This window comes from Marinobacter sp. LV10R510-11A (assembly GCF_900215155.1).
GTDB lineage: Bacteria > Pseudomonadota > Gammaproteobacteria > Pseudomonadales > Oleiphilaceae > Marinobacter.
On record NZ_LT907980.1, the window covers coordinates 2884887 to 2903851 of the forward strand.

13 protein-coding genes are annotated in these 18965 nt (G+C 55.6%); 7 read left to right on the forward strand and 6 right to left on the reverse strand.

The features are described from left to right. Positions 1–31: 31 nt before the first annotated feature. The 3 genes from CPH80_RS13835 to CPH80_RS13845 form a co-directional block, all read right to left on the reverse strand. The gene (locus CPH80_RS13835; protein ID WP_096278668.1) at positions 32–3262 is read right to left on the reverse strand and encodes an efflux RND transporter permease subunit; all 3231 of its coding nucleotides are present in this window, start codon (positions 3260–3262) and stop codon (positions 32–34) included. Then, a complete protein-coding gene (locus CPH80_RS13840) occupies positions 3259–4281 on the reverse strand; it encodes an efflux RND transporter periplasmic adaptor subunit (protein WP_172898605.1) in 1023 nt (340 codons plus the stop codon). The genes CPH80_RS13835 and CPH80_RS13840 overlap by 4 nt, the downstream gene beginning before the upstream one ends. A 208-nt stretch (positions 4282–4489) precedes the next feature. Next, the gene (locus CPH80_RS13845) at positions 4490–6505 is read right to left on the reverse strand and encodes a TonB-dependent receptor domain-containing protein (RefSeq protein ID WP_227520163.1); all 2016 of its coding nucleotides are present in this window, start codon (positions 6503–6505) and stop codon (positions 4490–4492) included. A 236-nt stretch (positions 6506–6741) separates the two neighbouring features. On the opposite strand from CPH80_RS13845, the gene gdhA reads away from it, so the two are divergent. From gdhA to CPH80_RS13865, 4 genes are all read left to right on the forward strand, one after another. Then, positions 6742–8091: an NADP-specific glutamate dehydrogenase gene (gene gdhA / locus CPH80_RS13850; RefSeq protein WP_096278672.1), complete on the forward strand. Its 1350-nt coding sequence runs from the start codon at positions 6742–6744 to the stop codon at positions 8089–8091. A 17-nt stretch (positions 8092–8108) separates the two neighbouring features. After that, on the forward strand, positions 8109–10685 hold the full coding sequence (locus CPH80_RS13855) for a PEP/pyruvate-binding domain-containing protein (RefSeq protein ID WP_096278674.1): 2577 nt from the start codon (positions 8109–8111) through the stop codon (positions 10683–10685). 83 nt (positions 10686–10768) lie between these two features. Further along, a complete protein-coding gene (locus CPH80_RS13860) occupies positions 10769–12037 on the forward strand; it encodes a sensor histidine kinase (protein ID WP_096278676.1) in 1269 nt (422 codons plus the stop codon). After that, a complete protein-coding gene (locus CPH80_RS13865) occupies positions 12034–12567 on the forward strand; it encodes a response regulator transcription factor (protein ID WP_096278678.1) in 534 nt (177 codons plus the stop codon). Before CPH80_RS13860 ends, CPH80_RS13865 begins: the two co-directional genes overlap by 4 nt. Positions 12568–12584: 17 nt before the next feature. Here the strand turns inward: CPH80_RS13865 and CPH80_RS13870 are convergent, their stop codons facing one another. The 3 genes from CPH80_RS13870 to CPH80_RS13880 all read right to left on the reverse strand — a co-directional run bounded on the left by CPH80_RS13870 (position 12585) and on the right by CPH80_RS13880 (position 16785). Then, on the reverse strand, positions 12585–14318 hold the full coding sequence (locus tag CPH80_RS13870; RefSeq protein ID WP_096278680.1) for a SulP family inorganic anion transporter: 1734 nt from the start codon (positions 14316–14318) through the stop codon (positions 12585–12587). A gap of 7 nt (positions 14319–14325) precedes the next feature. Continuing rightward, on the reverse strand, positions 14326–15192 hold the full coding sequence (locus tag CPH80_RS13875) for an MBL fold metallo-hydrolase (protein ID WP_096278682.1): 867 nt from the start codon (positions 15190–15192) through the stop codon (positions 14326–14328). A gap of 84 nt (positions 15193–15276) precedes the next feature. Next, a complete protein-coding gene (locus CPH80_RS13880; RefSeq protein ID WP_096278684.1) occupies positions 15277–16785 on the reverse strand; it encodes a diguanylate cyclase in 1509 nt (502 codons plus the stop codon). A gap of 374 nt (positions 16786–17159) precedes the next feature. Between CPH80_RS13880 and CPH80_RS13890 the strand changes: the two genes are divergently transcribed. The 3 genes from CPH80_RS13890 to cobS are packed head-to-tail and all read left to right on the forward strand — an operon-like array spanning position 17160 to position 18941. Further along, complete coding sequence (locus CPH80_RS13890; RefSeq protein ID WP_096278686.1) at positions 17160–17732, forward strand: hypothetical protein; 573 nt, start codon at positions 17160–17162, stop codon at positions 17730–17732. 2 nt (positions 17733–17734) lie between these two features. Continuing rightward, positions 17735–18163 (forward strand): hypothetical protein, encoded by a 429-nt coding sequence (locus tag CPH80_RS13895; protein ID WP_096278688.1) that lies wholly within the window; start codon positions 17735–17737, stop codon positions 18161–18163. A gap of 31 nt (positions 18164–18194) precedes the next feature. Next, positions 18195–18941, forward strand: coding sequence for an adenosylcobinamide-GDP ribazoletransferase (gene cobS, locus CPH80_RS13900; RefSeq protein WP_319823055.1), 747 nt, complete (start codon positions 18195–18197; stop codon positions 18939–18941). Positions 18942–18965: the final 24 nt, after the last annotated feature.

Below are 18965 nucleotides of genomic sequence, written 5' to 3' on the forward strand. Positions count from 1 at the left end.
CACTGGTTAGGGCTGGTTTAATATCCCGACATTACACCCACTTGCATCTGGCGAGTGTGTAGTAAAGTAAAGGCACCACCAGAACCGTAAGCACGGTTGAAAGCGCGAGCCCAAACACTAGAGAGATAGCCAGACCGTTGAAAATCGGATCATTGAGAATGAAGTATGCGCCCACCACCGCCGATATGGCCGTAAGGGCGATAGGCTTGATACGCACCGCACCCGCCAGAACCACGGCCCTGTCCAACTCAACGCCTTCATCCAGAAGTTGCCGGATAAACACCACCAGCAAGATCGAGTTGCGCACGATAATACCCGCCAAAGCAATCATCCCAATCATGCTGGTCGCGGTAAATTCCCGGCCCAGCAAAGCGTGCCCGGGCATGATGCCGATCAAGGTCAGCGGAATAGGCGCCATGATCACCAATGGCAGAATATACGAACGAAACTGTGCAACCAGCAGCACGAAAATCATGAACATGCCCACGCTGTAGGCGGCCCCCATATCCCGGAAGGTTTCATAGGTAATCTGCCACTCACCGTCCCACTTGAGCGTGCCTTTTTCCGGCAACGGCGGCTGGTCAATAAAGAACTGCTCCGGCGCGCCCTCCTGCTGCTTCAGGCGATCAACCATGGCAAACATGCCGTACAGGGGTGAATCTATCTCGCCTGCCATATCGGCCGTCACATAAGTCACCGGTAGCAGGTTTTTGTGATAGATCGCGCCCATCCAGTCGGCTTCGCGCACCTGGGCGATACTGGCCAGTGGCACCAGATTGCCGGCGCGGCTTCGCACCTGAAGGGACATAAGAACCGACGGCTGTGCTTTGTCGCCCTCGTCTAGCATTACCCGAATAGGCACAGGGTATTTGGCATGATCATCGTGCAAAAAGCTGACATTCATACCTCCCAGTGCCACCTGTAGAGCCCCAACAACCTGGGCCTGAGATATGCCCAGTCGAGCCGCCCGGGCGCGATCCACTTCAATTTCCCATTGGCGTGTGGGCGCTTCCAGCGTGGTGTCGATATCCACCAGCCCCTGCACCTCAGCCATACCAGCCGCTACAGAGCGAGCCAGCTCAGCGCGCTGGTCAGGGTCAACGCCGTAGATCTCCGCCACCACTGGCGACAGCACCGGCGGGCCAGGTGGCACCTCAACAATTTTCACGCTGGCGTCGTAACGATTGCCGATGACGGTCAGCGGGTCCCGCAACGCCTGGGCAATAACGTGGGACTGACGGGATCGCACATCTTCATCGCTGAGGTTTACCTGTATATCGCCCTGGTATGGGTCGCTACGCAGGTAATACTGGCGCACCAGCCCATTAAAATTGATGGGTGCAGCGGTGCCCGCATAGCTCTGCCAACTGGTCACTTCGCCAACGGTTTCCAGGTAATGCCCCATTTCCATAAGCACCCGCTGGGTCTGCTCAACCGGCGTGCTCTCGGGCATATCAACCACAACCTGAAGTTCGGATTTATTGTCGAAAGGCAGCATCTTCATGATAACCGCCTGAAACACCGGTAACGACGAAGCGGCCAGAGTCAGCAGGATCACCCCAAGCGCTAGCAGGCGACGACGCCAGCGATGGTCACCCAGAAACGGCGAAAGTATACCCCCGAAGATTTTCAGAGACATGGGGCTAACACCATCGGCTGAACTGCCGGCCTCTTCGGCTTCTGTCGCGGCTTTGCCTCTTTGGTGTTTCAGCAGCCGCAAGGCCAGCCAGGGCACCACCACAAAGGCAACAATCTGGGATAGCACCATACCGGCGGACGCGTTGATGGGGATAGGGCTCATGTACGGACCCATAAGACCCGTTACGAACGCCATGGGTAGCAAAGCCGCCATAATGGTAAGGCTGGCCATAATGGTAGGCGTGCCCACTTCGTCCACCGCTACCGGAATGATATCCCGCACCGGGAGGTTGGAGTTGCGGATCCGGCGGTTGATATTTTCGGTAATCACAATGCCGTCATCCACCAGAATACCGATAGAAAAAATCAGTGCGAACAGCGAAACCCGGTTCAGGGTGAAGCCCCAGGCCCAGGAGAACACCAGCGTCAGCAGCAGGGTGATCAGCACGGCCACACCAACAATCAGCGCCTGGCGCCAGCCCATGGCCACCAGCACCAGCAACACCACGCACAGAGTGGCGGATATCAAATCAGAAATGAGTTTGCGTGCTTTGGCAGAGGCGGTTTCGCCATAATCCCGGGTAACAATAACTTCCACACCTTCTGGCAGGATGTGGTTGCGAATCTGCTCCAGCCGCTGTTCGATAGCGGTTGTGATATCCACAGCGTTTTGCCCGGGTTTCTTGGCTATCGCCAGTGTTACTGCCGGGTAGACATCACCAGGCTGACCGACATTGCCCACATCCACTGCCGGCCCGAAGCCGGTCATGACACTCTGATCAGCAACGGTTCCGCCGCGGCTGACGTTTGCCACATCATCCAGATACACAGCCGCGCCGTTGTGCATGCCGACAACGAGAGCACGCACATCGTCCACGCTCTTCAGCAAAGTGCCGACCTGAACCGGAATGGAGAGATTATCACGGGTAATGCGAGCTTCCTGACTGCTGCTGTTAGCAGCTCTCAGGGCATCGCGGATATCGCTGAGGGTAAGGTTAAACCCGGCAAGCAGGGCCGGGTCAAAATGGATGTCCACTCGGTCGGGCACTCCGCCCACGGTGTAAACATCCCGGGTTCCGGGCACCCGCTTGAGCGCCACTTCCAGCGTGTGGGCCAGGCGGGTGAGTTCTTCGCCAGTATGCCCGTTGACGGGGTCGTACAGGGTCAGCGTCATCACCGGCACATCATCAATACCTTTCGGCTTGACCAGGGGTTGTGTGGCGCCAAGATCCGGCGGCAGCCAGTCCTGATTGGAATACACCTGGTTATAAAGCCGGACCAGCGCTTCCTGCCTTGGAATGCCGACTTCAAACTGCACAGTGATAACCGCCTGGCCCTGGCGGGATACGGAGTATACGTGCTCAACGCCGACGATTTCACTCATCACCTGCTCGGCTGGCGTTGCGATGGCACTTTCCACTTCCTTCGTGCTGGCGCCCGGGAAAGCGACCATGATGTCCGCCATGGTGACGTCTATCTGCGGCTCCTCTTCTTTCGGCGTCACGACAACCGCAAGCACACCCAGAATGATGGCCAACAGCGCCAGTAAAGGCGTTAGATGGTTATCCTGAAAAATCCGGGCAATGGTACCGGAGGGGCCGACCGGAGGCAGTTCGCGACTCAATTCCCTGTCTCCTCACCCGGATGGATCACGACTTGTTCGCCCTCACTCAAACCTGCCAGGATCTCCAGGCGGTCTTCCTGCTGCATGCCGATCCGAACCTGCCGCAACCGCGGGCGGCCCTGATCATCAAGCACAAAAACGGCTCTCAGTTCGCTGCGCCGGACAAGGCTGCTGGCGGGTATCCAGAGTGCATCACGGGTTGCGACCGGAACACCGACTTTGACCAGCATGCCGGGAAACAGTGAACCGTTAGGCTCACTGAGGCGCATGCGAAGACGGAAGGTATGGGTAGCCGGGTTGGCATAGGGATAAAATGTCATATCGCCGGTTTCAAGCACCCGCCCGTCGGCAAGGGTGACCTGCGCCTGGCGCTCGCGCCGGGCAAGATCCGCGTACTGCTGTGGTAGGTCCACAACAACCCGTAGCTGTTCCAGTGAAAGACCACTGAGCAGGGGATGACCGGGGCTGACAGACTCGCCGATTTCCACGTGACGCTCGGTCAGTATTCCACCGTAGGGTGCAAGTATGCGGGTATAGCTCAGCTGCTCCCGAGCTTCAGCCAAAGCTGCCTCGGCGCGCTCAAGCCGCGCCTTGGCTCCAGCCAGGCTGTTCTGCGCCCGATCGAATTCCTGTCGCGAAACAAGACCGCGTTCTTGCACGGCTTCAATCCGAGTGAACTGCTGTTGGGCATCGGCAAAGGCTGCCCGCGCTTCGTCCCGGCCACCCTGCGCCTGGTTGACACGGGAGCGCTGCTCGCTGCTTTCCAGCTGCACAATCAGGTCACCGGCGACGACAGAATCATCCACATCAAACGGCAGTTTCTGCACGGTGCCGCTGGTCTGTGCGGACACGGTGCTCTGCTGAACCGCCTCGATCACGCCATCAAGCACAAGCGTTTCCTGCAGCTCACTGCGCTCAACAGGAATGGTCTCCGGCTTGCCAGATATCTCTTCACTCAGAGCCAATCCGGAACAAGCCAACCCAAGCACGATCGTGCCCAGTACGGCAATATGCTTCACCACCAGCAACCTCGAAAATAGGTATAAGTTAATAACTATAGGCTATCACCGTTCTCAATACGACCACATATCAGCCTACCCGTAGCCAGAACTTAATTGTGATAATTCGCAAAGGCGCTCCTAAAAAACCCCATGCAGGGAGTTGGTCCTGCACGGGGCAAAATGTCACCCGCCGGCTATGAGTCGCGGGCAACCGCCATTACAGGGTTTACCACTTGGCCGTCAGTGCTGCGCGCAGCATGCGCCCTGGCTCGTTCACACGCACCGCATCAGGGGTGAACGGATCAGTATTTGCGCGGCTCACGTGAGGCGCCCAGGTGTTATCAAACAGGTTGTCCAGAGCCCAGTTGAAAGTGAGATATTCCATCAGCGGGTGGCTGCCATAGAGGTTAAACACACCATATCCGGGTGACGTTCCCGCATCCTGCCCGGATTGCGGATCAATGCGATCCTGGCGTCGGGCCAGCTGCCACTGGGCCTCAACACTGTGACCCATGCTCTGCCAGCCCAGGGTTTGCACAAATTGCACCGGCGGAATCTGCGCCAGCGCTTTATTATCATCACGGTTTTCACCACGAACAGAACTCAGAGCACTGCTGCTGTTCCACGTGCCGTCAGTCCAGCCAATCTGTGCCTCAACACCTAACAAGCGTGCATCAATGTTCTGGTAGCGGGTACAACCTCTGGGTTTGCCGCACTGGGCCGGCGTTTCTTTATAGCGCAGTACAAAGTCATCCACCTGATCAACCCAGACCACCGGCTTCCAGCTCCACTGGTTTTTACTGCCGCTGAGGGTCAGCTCTACTTTGTGGTGCTTTTCAGTGTCCAGTCCAGGGTTACCAATCCAGCTGTCCCCCATGGTGTTCCGGGCAAGATAGCGCTCAGTAACACTTGGGCTGCGCAGGCTGCGGCTAGCAGTAAGGGTTAACGCCTGATTCTGCGGCAGGCGCCATTCACTGGTTACAAACCCGCTCACATTATTATCCTCGGCTTTCACATCGGTTGCGCCGTATGCGTTCTGATAAAGCATGGCCGGAGTCATGCTCATACTCCCAACGTTACCCGCTTTGGTAGCATCCATTTCCACACGGTCATACCGAATGCCTGCCCCAACTTTTATGTCCCGGGCAATGCGCCGGAAACCTTCAGCAAAAATCCCGGCACGCTCACGCTCCACACCCGGCCACATAAGCGAAACTGCCATGGGCATGGGGCTGGTAACGTTAAGCAGAGTGGCATCCCAATCGTTGGTCTCCAGATCTGCGCCCACTGCCCAGTCTGTTGAGCTATTGGGGCTCTGATCAAGGATAAAGCGCAGACCGCGGGTTTCCGTCGTGGAATCCGTCTGCATTTTCATCATGCCGGCTGGGCGCAGGCTGAAGTTATCCATGGTGTGATCCACATCGGCCTGCCAAGCCAGTAAGCTCCACTCGCCGTCAGCCACTGGCGCACCAAACTCCATCCGGTAAAGATCTGTGTCAGTTTTCGGAGCATCCATGCCGGCACCGGCGTATTTCACATCGTTTTCTTCCTGACGGCTGATCATGCCCTTAATAAAAAATCCGCTCTCAGCTGTCCAGGCAGCGTCGGCGCGACCTTCGGCATTTTTATAAGCGCTACGCACCTTGTTGCCATCGCCATCTTCGTAATCGCCGGCTTCGTCGTAGCCGCCAGATAACCGCAACCAAGCTTCGTCACTACCTACGGCTGCGGCAGCATTCACCAGCTTTCCGTTGCCATTGTCTGAGCCACCAATAGTCACGTGGCCAGTAGTCGCATTACCATTGAACTGCGGGTCTGCGGTAGTCGCTATGACCTGTCCACCAGCAATAGGACCCCATCGCAAGGTGCGGTTGTTGGTTCTTACTTCCAGAGCCGGCGCCAACGCACTGCTCAAGCGGCTGGTTGGCGGATCCATCCGGTTGGGGCAGGCGCCCTCCACCCGAATGCCGTCAAGCAGCACATCCACTCTTTCCTGGCTTTGCCCTCGCACAATAGGTTCCAGGCCGCGGCCTCCCATACGGGAGAGAGATACTGAGGGGTCGGATGCCAGCCGGTTTACGGGTTCACTAGCCAACACAACACTGGCGTTGTCGCTAACCTGCCCCTCAGTTACCCGAATGATCAGGTTTTCGTTGGCAGCTTGTGCAGACACCAGCGCCGGGAAACCTGCAAAACCAATCATGGCGATCTGGGCAAATCTGATAAACTTGCGTTCCTTCATACTGCTACGTCCCCGTGGGCGGGATTGTCTGCATCAAAATATTAAATGCATGATAAACGAGCTTGTTTCCGCGCGCGTGAGACACAATGCCGCATCTCTCTGGGGGTATCTGCTCCAGCCTAACAGGGGGCTCTCTTGCCAAACGGGCCGCGATATGGTCAAATCACCGCCCCCTTTTTCCGATACAGTCTTTTCATTTTCCTGCAATAAGCAAGAACCGAAACAAGGAACATTCTATGACCGCCCGACTTGATGAGAAACTGGAACTGATTTACGAAGACGTTCTGCACCGCAATCCGGGTGAAAACGAGTTCCACCAAGCAGTACACGAAGTTTTGGAAACACTGGGACCCGTTCTGGTGAAGTACCCAGAATTTGCCGAAAAGAAGATCATTCAACGCATCTGTGAACCCGAGCGCCAAATTATTTTCCGGGTGCCTTGGCAGGATGATAGCGGCGAGATCCATATCAACCGCGCCTTCCGCGTGGAATTCAACAGCGCATTGGGGCCCTATAAAGGCGGCATGCGCTTCCACCCATCGGTATACCTGGGCATTATCAAATTCCTAGGGTTCGAGCAGATTTTCAAGAACGCCCTGACCGGCCTGCCCATCGGCGGCGGCAAAGGCGGCAGCGATTTTGATCCTAAAGGTCGTTCAGACGACGAAGTCATGCGTTTTTGCCAGAGCCTGATGACCGAACTGTATCGCCACATTGGTGAATATACAGACGTACCGGCCGGTGACATTGGCGTAGGCGGCCGCGAAATCGGCTATCTGTTTGGCCAGTACAAGCGCATCACCAACCGCTACGAATCCGCCGTGCTCACTGGTAAGGGCTTAGATTGGGGCGGCAGCCGTGCCCGTACCGAAGCAACCGGTTACGGCACCGTGTTCTTTACCAATGAAATGCTGAAAGCTCGTGGCGATTCGATAGAAGGCAAGAAAATTGTCGTCTCCGGCTCCGGCAACGTGGCCATCTACGCCATTGCCAAGGCCCATGAGTTGGGCGCCAAGGTTATTGCTTGCTCTGACTCCAGCGGGTTCATCGTGGACGAGAAAGGCATTGATCTGGCAGCGGTCAAACGCATCAAGGAAGTTGAGCGTCGCCGTATCAGCGCTTATACAGAGTTCCACAAAGACGCAAAATACGTCGAAGGTGGCAATATCTGGTCTATTCCCTGCGATATTGCACTGCCGTGTGCTACCCAAAACGAACTGAACGGCAACGACGCCAAGACCCTGGTTGAAAACGGCTGTATCTCAGTTGCTGAAGGCGCCAATATGCCGACCACCCCGGAAGGTATCGCCATCTTCCAGGAAGCCAAGGTGATGTATGGCCCAGGCAAAGCTGCCAATGCGGGCGGCGTGGCAACCTCTGCTTTAGAAATGCAACAGAATGCCAGCCGTGATTCATGGACCTTCAACTACACTCAGAAGCGCCTTGAGGACATCATGATCGAGATCCACAAGAGCTGTTACGAGACAGCGGCTGAGTTCGGCGCTGAAGGCAACTATGTGCTGGGCGCCAACGTTACAGGCTTCATCAAAGTAGCTCGCGCCATGGCATCCATGGGCGTTATCTGATCAAGGAGCAATAGCCCATGACCGGGAACGGCGGAAACTCACAAGATCATAACCGAGTTTCTACCGGCCTCCCCAGTCTTGACGATATGCTCGATGGTTTGAGAATTGGTGACAACGTCGTTTGGCGAGTCAGCGACCTAGACGATTACCGCCGATTCGTTACGCCGTTCATTGAGTCTGCGGCGTCCGCCGGGCGCCGTATTATCTACCTGCGTTTTGGCCAGCACCCCCCGCTGGTGTCCGCGAAAGCCAACATTCACATCGAAAACGTAGACGCCCTGGGTGGCTTTGAAGCCTTCACCGGAAGAGTCTGGCGCCTGATTGAAGAGCATGGCCGCGGTGCTTTCTACGTGTGCGATTGTCTGAGTGATCTGCTTAATGCCTGGGCCACTGATGTCATGGTGGGAAACTTTTTCCAGGTGGTCTGTCCATTTCTCTTTGAACTTGAAACTGTCGCCTGGTTTGCTCTCTATCCCGATCGGCACTCTCGCACCACACTGGACCGTATCCGGCAAACAACACAGGTGATGGTCGATGTTCACCGCCTGGGGCACGACGTTCAGATCCAGCCCATCAAAGCCTGGTGCCGACAGTCGCCTACCATGTTTTTGCCACACCGGGAGCTCAACGGGCGCTTTGTGCCGGTTACTGACAGCAGTGACGCAACCCGGCTTCAGGCCGGGCTGGAATTAGCCCAACTTAACCGTCAACCGCTGCTGGATTACTGGGATCGGCTGTTCCTGCAGGTTTCGAGCGCTATTGAGACTGGCGATAAAGAGCAGTCAGCAGACATTCTAGATCGCGTATTGAATGTTCTGATCAGCCGGGATCCACGTATGCTGGATCTCGCAAAGCGTTACCTTAGCCTTGAGAGCCTGCTCGCGATACGCGCCAGAATGATCGGCAGCGGCTATATCGGCGGCAAAGCGACAGGCATGCTGATAGCTCGCAGCATTCTGCTCGCCAATCAGCCCGATATCTGGCAGAAAAACCTGGAACCACACGATTCCAGTTATCTGGGCTCAGATGCCTATTACGCATTCCTTGTTCACAATGGACTGTGGCCGGCAATCATGCGACAGCGTTCTGCCGACGGTTACTTCAGCGAGGCCACGAATCTTCGCCAAGGCTTGCTGGCGGGCAGATTCCCTCCGGAAATCCGCGCCGAACTGGAACGGTTGCTGGATCACTATGGCCAGTACCCAATTCTGGTACGATCGAGCAGTCTTCAGGAAGACGGTTTCGGCAATGCATTTGCCGGCAAGTACGACAGCGTTTTCCTGGTAAATCAGGGCGCACCAGAGCACCGACTTACCGCGCTGGAGGATGCGATCCAGCAGGTTTACGCCTCTACCATGAGTGATGACGCGCTGGTTTACCGAAAGCAACGTGGGCTGGATCAACGAGAAGAGCCGATGGCCCTGCTGATTCAGCGGGTCAATGGCCGCTTCCACGGGCGTTATTATCTGCCGGATGCCGCCGGCGTCGGCGTTTCCCGCAATACCTTTGCTTGGGATACCAACATGAACCCGGCCGCCGGCATGGTTCGCTTGGTTATGGGGCTCGGTACCCGAGCCGTTGACCGGATTGAAGATGACCATGCATGCGTTATGGCACTGGACTACCCCAGCCGCCAGCCCTTCCGCAATCAGGATGAAAGCTACCGTTTTTCCCAGCATCTTCTGGATGTACTGGATCTGTGGGAAGGGCAACTTGCTACTCGCCCTTTGAGCCAACTCACACTAGAGGTTTCGGATCTGCCGCTGGAACACCTTGGCGAAGTAGACCAACCCGCCAGCCGGCGGGCGGAGGAACTGGATCTGCCTGCGCCGGTATGGCGGCTGACGTTTAAGCCACTGGTACGCAATGGCCAGTTTGTTGCCCGCCTTTCCAGCCTGCTGAAAACGCTAGAAGCCGGCTATCAGCACCCAGTGGATGTGGAATTTACCCTGCACCTCGACGATATCGGTGAGCCGACTTTTAACCTTGTGCAGTGCCGGCCACTGGCAACCATCGGTGAAACCACGGCGGCAGAAATACCCGCCGAAATACCCGACCACAAGCTTCTATTCCGGACACGTGGGCACTTCATGGGAGGCAATATAAACCTCTGCGTCCAGCGTGTTATCCGTGTGGATGCAGCGGTCTACAGCCGGTTGACCGTCAGCCAGAGGTACGAAGTTGCCCGCCTTATCGGCGAGCAGGTACGAACGGGCGACGATAAAACCATGCTCATTGGGCCAGGGCGCTGGGGCACCAGCAGTCCGGAACTGGGTGTGCCGGTGCGGTTTGCCGATATCGCCCGGGTTTCCGTGCTGGTTGAAGTGGCGGAAATGGACGGCGATATGGTGCCAGATTTATCCTACGGCTCACATTTTTTCCAGGATTTAGTCGAAACCGGAATCGCCTATGTCGCCCTTTTCCCCAATGGCCGGAACTGCACTTACCAGCTCGAACGGCTACCCGGCATAAACACTCACGTTCGGGATGCCTCTCCTGAGCGGGCGATACAGATCTTTGATCTGCGCGCAGATCCGCTGCAACTGACTGCAGACGTTGTCAGCCAGAATCTGGCCTGCTATTTCCCGGATTGATATCCCGCAATTATTTAAAAAAAGCGACTAAAAACACGCACCTGCTCCAACACTGCGTGCTCCGCCCTGCTAGAATCCGGGCCATGGAATGGCTCACTCACTCTCAAACCGGTTTTCAACAGGCTGCTCGCTATTTGCTGAGCATGCGCCTCGCTGTTGTTGGCCTCCAGCTTGTTGCCATTGCGGTGGCGGAAACTGTTGTCACCCTCGCTCACCGGGCTGAAGCACTCGTGCTTTGCTTGCTCTATGGTGTTCTTGCAACACTGGGCTGGCTCTGGTTTACCCGCAGACCACCGCGTTCTACTATTAGCGTAAGCGCTGGCCTCGCTCTTGATCTGGCCTTGATCGGCGGCTGGCTGTTTCTGACCGGCGGCTACACCAACCCCCTAGTTTCCTTATTGCTACTGCCCATAGCCGTAGCGATTATTCTGGTTCCCCTGAGCCAAAGCATTGCACTAACCCTATCCGGAATTGCCGTTTATACAGCGCTGGTTATTTGGCACACGCCCATCACCCATGATCAACACGATGCCAACCTGGCTCAGCTGCATTTGGCCGGCATGTGGGTTACGTTCGCCATGACGGCCGCGATTCTTCTGCTAGTTGTGGGTGCGCTGGCACGAAGAATACACCAGCAACAGACGCAGCTATCCACCATTCGGGAAACCCGGCTTCGCGATGAGCAAATTATTGCCTTGGGCCTCTCCGCAGCCTCCGTAGCCCATCGCTTGGGCACGCCTCTGAACACCATGACATTGCTCGTTGATGAGATTCGTTCAGCCTTCCCAGACCCAGATCTAGCTGAAGACCTAGGTCTGATGGAGAAACAACTTGCCCTTTGTGGCCAGCACCTGCAGCACCTTTCCAGCGCGGCAATACAGGCAAAAACCGCGCAACTGGAAAACCTCCCCGTTCGGGATTGGGTGGCACGGTTAAGAGAGTCGGCAACACTTCTGTGGCCGGCGGCACCCATTGAGTGGACAGCAGCGGTTCCAGATTGCTGGGTTGCGGTAGATGCCACCGTGGACCAGGCCATTTTGAACCTTCTTGCCAACGCGCTAACTGCAAGCCCTTCATGGGTAGCCGTTAGTTTGCGGTGCGCAGAACCTAGCCGAATCGAAATGGTCGTAGAAGACCATGGTGATGGCCTAGACGATGCCTTCCAAGACGCCCCTGGAGACCAGATTGTGGGTTCGGAGAATGGCTTGGGCGTCGGTCTGTTCCTTTCCAATGCAACCATCCAGCGCTTGGGCGGCGCCCTGAAAGCGCGCGTTGATCAGCATGGCACAACCATGATCATCGATTTGCCGGAAGCCGGGGCGAATAAAACAGAGATTGGAGGTATGAAGTGACCACTAACGAACGCTGGTTGCTTATTGACGATGACGCCGCCTTTGTAGAAGTGCTTCAACGTGCTTTGGGTCGTCAGGGAATTGAAGCCGCAGGCGCCCATTGTCATGCAGAGGCGCTCAGTGCCTTGAGCGAAAATGCGTTCCAAAAATGTGTTCTGGATCTGAACCTTGCAGGCGAAAGCGGCCTGCAGCTTCTGCCCGAACTCCTTGTTCGGCAGCCTGCTCTGGAAATTCTGGTGCTCACTGGCTACGGCAGTATTGCGACGGCAGTTGAAGCCATGCGCCGCGGTGCCGCCAATTATTTGTGCAAGCCGGTGACCGTTCATCAGCTCATCAGCGGCTTTAAAGCAATGGCAACAACCCCAGAACTACGCCCGGAGCCGCCATCGGTGGAAGAAATGGAGTGGGAGCACATTCAGCGGGTGCTTAATGAGCATGAAGGCAACGTGTCCGCCACGGCCAGAGCTTTGCAGATGCACCGGCGAACCTTGCAGCGTAAGCTGCAAAAGCATTCCCGCTGGCGCAATTAAGACAGCGAAACCCTATCTCACACGAGTGCCTTAAAGGGGGTTCGGCTATCGGTGAGCGCCTGCCAGGCCTCATAGGTGCTGAGAAACACCTCACCACCCAGATGCGACAGAAGCTCTGTACTCTTAAGACGATCCATAACCGGCCCTTTTACCTCAGAGAGGTGCAACCGCACGCCGGCATCCTTCAGGCGTTCGTTTATAGCCTCCAGGCTTTCCAGTGCCGAAGCATCCACCAGGTTCACCGCCGGGCACACCAGTACCAAATCTTTCAGTTCCGGCTCGCCAATAGCCAGATCCATCACCGTCTCTTCCAGAAAGCGCGCGTTGGCAAAATACAGGCTTTCATCCACCCGCAAAAAAGTGACCTTCGGGCACAGTTCCACGTCGTGCCTAAGCACATTGCGGAAGTGTTCCGTGCCCGGCACCCGGCCAACAACCGCGCAATGAGGCCGGCTGGTACGATAAAGGAACAGCCCTATGGAGAGCGCCACACCCGCAATGATGCCCGCCTCCACACTGTGTACAAGGGTGAGCACAATGGTTGCCAACATGGCGCCAAAATCCGTTCGGGAGTACCGCCACGTGCGGCCCAGCGCCGGGAAATCGATCAGCGTGGCCACGGCAACAATAATGGTCGCTGCGAGCGTCGCCTGGGGTAAGTAGGCGATGGCAGGCGTTAAAAATAATGTGGCAAGGGCAATTCCAACAGCCGTGTATGCGCCGGCTGCCGGGGTTTCCGCGCCGGCGTCAAAGTTAACCACCGAACGGGAAAAGCCGCCTGTTACAGGCATCCCACCGGAAAAACCTGCGCCAAGGTTGGCAGTGCCCAGGCCGATGAGTTCCTGGTCTGGGTCAATCCGCTGGCGCCGTTTCGCTGCAAGGGTTTGCCCTACGGAAACCGACTCCACAAAACCCACAATACTAATCAGCAATGCACTAACCGCAAGTTGCTGCCAGAGCCCCTTATCCATCGAGGGCATTGTCAGCCCGGGAAGCCCCGATGGCACAATACCCACCAAGCGCACGCCTTGGGTGTCCAGCCGGAGTTGCCAAGCGACCAAAGTGGTTACCAGCACCGCGAGAATCGGTGCGGTTTTGGTGAGGATGTCCGCCGAGCGGGCGCCCACGCCTGCACGAATCAGAAGGGGCTTCAGCTGCTTTCGGGCGAACATTAGAAACAGCAGTGCACCGGTACCGATCAACAGGGTCGGGATATTGGTATCACCCATCGACTGAATCAGTGACTCACCAATCGTCAGAAGGTTCTGGCCAGACGCCTGTACTCCAAAGATATGCTTGAGCTGGCTGGCCGCAATCACAATCCCAGAAGCCGTGATAAAACCCGAGATAACCGGATGGCTGAGGAAATTGGCAAGAAAACCCAGCCGCAAAACACCCATCAGCGTGAGCATGATCCCCGACATAACCGCCAGCAGAACCGCGCCGGCAACGTATTCAGTGCTTCCAGCCTGCGCCAGCGGCGCCAGTGCAGCAGCGGTCATCAGGGAAGCCACCGCCACCGGCCCAACCGAAAGCGTACGGCTTGTACCGAAGATCGCGTAGATCACCAGCGGCAGAATACTGGCGTACAGGCCGACTTGCGCAGGCAAACCGGCCAGCAGCGCGTAAGCCAGGGACTGGGGAATCAGCATCACGGTTACGATAACCGCAGCCACCAAATCGCTGGTGGCCTGGCTTCGGCCATATTTTGGCGCCCACTGAAGAATGGGCAAATAGCGTTTGAAGTTCATCTGGCGCTCAGAACAGGTTAACCGGTATCTTCAGGTAAACCTGGCCGTTGTCTTCAGCCGGTGGCATGTCTCCCGCCCGCATGTTGACCTGCACTGACGGCAAAATCAGCCGGGGCATGTCGAGGGTCGCGTCGCGCTCCGTGCGCATCTGCACAAACTCGTCTTCGCTGATGCCGTCGTGCACGTGAACATTGGCCTCACGCTGCTCCGCCACGGTTGTCTGGTGAGCATACTCATCCCGACCTGGCGCTTTGTAGTCGTGGCACAGGAAAATACGGGTTTCGGAGGGCAGCGACAGCACTTTACGGATCGACTGGTACAACACCCGGGCATCGCCACCTGGGAAATCGCAGCGGGCGGTCCCGAAATCCGGCATAAACAGGGTATCGCCTACAAATGCGGCGTCGCCGATAACATAGGTCAGGCACGCAGGAGTGTGACCGGGGGTATGCATTACGCGGCCTTCAAGACCACCAATGGCAAAGGTATCGCCATCCCCGAAAAGGCGATCAAACTGGCTGCCATCACGGGCGAATTCTGTACCTTCATTGAACGCCTTGCCAAAAATCTCCTGAACATCCCGGATGTGGGCACCAATAGCGGTTTTACCACCGAGTTTCTCGTGGAGATAAGGCGCGGCTGAAAGGTGATCCGCATGTACATGCGTCTCCAGAATCCATTCAACCTTCAGGTCATGTGACCGGACGTATTCAACAATCTCGTCCGCAGAGCGCACATCGGTGGTTCCTGCCGCATAGTCAAAATCTAGCACCGAATCGAGAATGGCACAGGCCTGGCTGGCAGGGTCACGAACCACATAGCTGAACGTATTGGTGGGCTCATCAAAAAAATGCTGAACGATCGGGTTGCTCACGATATTCACCTCCGTTGGAGTGGCGCCTTAGATATTTATTCTAAGGATATACCAAAACGGAATATAAGGTGAAATTCTCTTTTCTTATATGCGCGATACCCCTGATGCATCCACAAGGCAGTCTCGCCCCGCCTGCTTTGCTCGATAAAGCCGGTTGTCCGCCAGGCTGATAAGCGGATCTGGCGATGCTGGAATGCCACTCAACTCCCCAATGGAGGCAACACCCGCACTGACCGTTAGCGGTAAGATCCTTTCTTCAAAAATAAAATCGTGATCACGCACTGCGCGGATAATCCGGCTAACCGTGCGCCTAACGCCTGCCTGACTCACATCGCTGAAAGCGACAACAAACTCTTCCCCGCCAAACCGTGCCACCACGTCTGCGTCTCGAGTCTGCTCCAGAAGAATGTTCGCAAACTCGCGCAAACAGAAATCTCCCCCAAGATGGCCGATGGAATCGTTGATGTGCTTGAACCGATCCAAATCAAACATCGCCAGGGTGAAGTGCTCGCCGTAACGACTGGAGCGGCTCAGCATTTCATTCAACCTGGGCATCAGGTAGCGGCGGTTGTGCAGGGTAGTTAAGGGATCACGAACAGACTGATTAAGAAGTTCGCCCTCAAGCCGGCTGCGCTCAAGCGCCCCCGAGAGCAGGCCCGATACAATAATCAGAAGATCAGCCTGATCTTCACGCCATGCTCGTTTGCGGATGGAGTCCACGCCAAAAAAACCGGTGACCAGGCCCCTGACACGAACCGGCACGCAGAACATGGAACAGATACCCTGTTTCTCCAGCATGGTGCGTTCTGGGCCCCCTGGTATCTGCTCAAGCTCTTCAACAAAAACGACCCGGTTGCCACCGACCATCTCATCAATCTTATCCTGCCACCACTCAAAATCGACGGTCAGTACGTTACGCTGGCTGTCGATAAGCGATGGCACGTCAGCTGCACACCATTCGTGGGTATTGTCCATGGTGCGATAGTCCGGCGAGAGGTCATACAGGTAAGCCCGATCCACCTCGAAGAAACCGCCAATGGTTTTCAGCAACTCAGAAATACACTGATCAATGGTGCCAAAGCCCAAGTTGATAAACTCGGTGGACAGTCTGGCAATTAACTTCTGAAAATCGGCTTGAAAAGCTGACTCGGCCTCGCCCTCCCTGAGCGTGCGTTCAAGATCTTTGTAGTGCTGGATATTATGAAGCTGGCCATACCAAACCGTGCTGCCATCGGCCTGGCGCTCTGGCGTTGCGTGGGCTTCAAACCACTCGTAGTGTCCGGCGCTCACTCTCATGCGGGCCTGATACCGCCAGGGCTTGGAGACCATAGCGGATTCTTCAATGCTGGCGCCAACACCGTCGATGTCCTCTGGGTGGACCGCAGAAAACATCGGATCGGCATTTTTGCGCAAAACATCAGGATCGAGCCCCAGAATGCTATTCACCTGGTCGCCAACAAACAGATACCGATGAGACTCACTGTCGGCACTCAGCCAATAGGTAAAAAGAACGCCGGGAATGCCCGAAGCCAGCTTTCTAAAAAAATAATCAGAGTCGGTGTATCGCGGCCCCTGGCCGGTCTGTGTTGTCATGAACCACTCGTCTTACGGGCGTAAACCAGATTGATTCCAAAAGTGTAGTCCACAGTTCCATGCACGGCTATTTCATAACCGGCGCATTCATTCGCTTCTGACTTTATGCGGTAATGCAGCCTTCAGACATAATGATGGCGGTAATCGCGGCCATGGTGCTGGCATTCCCAACCCGCCGCGCGGCCTTCTACGAAGCACACCAGCGCGTACTAGCAACCTTCTACGGCAGCGCTACTTGTTGCCGGGTTAGATGTACTAACAGGCTGCCGAGGGGCTCAAAGCTGAAATCCGGCAGATTTAACAAATTTACAATCACCAAAAAAATTGAGTAGACTGCTGGAATATGAGTTGACCTACTGCGAATGGAATCGAATATGAAATACATAGGCAGGACAGCCTTAATCATCTTACTGAGCCTTTCAGAAATTGCCTGTGCCTCCCAAGATCTCAATGTGCTTGTGCCTGTCGAAGCAAGAGCAGCAACATCAGGCATTACAATAAACCGCACAGCCCATCCCATTATGCTTCCTCTAGGAACTCTTGCCGGTGCAACTTTTATAGGTAGCGAAGGGGAACTGATAGTCTACGAGGGTAACAAAGGTCTCTATGCCAGTGTCGTTACGCAAGAAGACTGGGGCACCACTCTGGCAGATTTTCACCGCGTACCAGAGTATGTTTTTAAACGTGACCTCGCCTCAATCCATGACCCAGAGTTTCGAAAGGAGCTTGAGGGCATAATCCTCATAACACTCGAGCCTGCTGTAGAAAAGGTTTTGAGCGTGATGACAATTGGTAAAATTACAGCCTACATTGCCTTCAACCCTGAAAAATCAATCATCATGCTTTCCTCTCCAGATAAGCCAGACTTGTTTACACGACTGGTATTAAATAGGTTTAGCTGGGAAGAAATTGAAAACGAGATCTTGAAAGGAATCAAGGAACACTAAACATGCTCTCAAGGACGGAAAAAGAAGATCTTTTGGCGGTTATCGACATTCTTTTTGATGATAATCAGCTACGTAGATTAAAAAGCAACTTCAATGAAGATACCGCATATATTGTCGAGCAGGCTATAGAAGAGCTTATAAAGTGCAATGCCAGCATGAAAGAGCTTGTGACAGGATTAGTAGCGGGAGCTTCCATACTTACGGGCGGTTGGTTAAGACAATCGCTGGACAAAATTGCGCAAGCCCTTCGTGACAAGCAGTTGCAGTTTGATGGAATGGCGTGCCGGAACCAGGGTAGCAGCCAATTTCCGGCAACAAATCTACCTTTCCACCTTTTAGTAGCTGCCGGATACTTCGTATTCGGTATCATGCGTTCTTCTCTGGCAACAGGAGCCGGCCGTGACGGACCGCACCTCGCAATCCGATTCTGACTCCTCAGCATTCGAACCACCACGCAGCTCGCTGCGTTCCCGTGAATGGCAGGCGTTCTGGCTGTCCATAGGTTTTCTCACCCGCATTCCCATGCTGGTGCGCATCGATTACTCCCAAAAGCTGATGAATCAGTGCAGCATGTACTTTCCGCTGGTCGGCCTCTTGCTGGGCGCACTCTATGCCGGATTATTCACGCTCCTCAGCTTGGCATGGAGCCCGCTGGCCTGCGTGCTGCTGGTGATGTGCTTCCATCTGTTTATTACTGGCGCCTTCCATGAAGATGGCCTTGCCGACAGCGTGGATGCGTTGGGCGGAGGCTATACGGTTGAGAAGCGCTTGGAAATTATGAAAGACAGCCGCATCGGCACCTACGGCACCGTGGCTTTGGTGATGGCCCTGGGCTTGAAGGCTGCGCTGTTGATGGACACCCAAAGCATCTGGCTGGCGCTTTTGTTAGTGCCCGCTATCAGCCGTGTAACGCCACTGCTATTGATGGCGTTTATGCCATACGTAACCGATCCGGATAAAAGCAAAAGTAAGCCTGTGGCAGAAGCCTTTTCCCGCCGCCGATTGATGGTCAGCTGTGCTTTTACCGCGCTGATCGCGCTCGTATTCAGCTTCTGGTTGCCAGGGCTGTGGCTGGCGGCACTCACTGCAATCATTACTGTCGCGCTGCTATGGGGTTGGTATCTGCAACGGCAACTGGGCGGTTACACCGGCGATGCACTCGGGGCCAGCGTGGTGTTTTGTGAATTGGTGCTGCTTTTGGGAGTGTAGACACTGCATTGACTCCCAGTATCA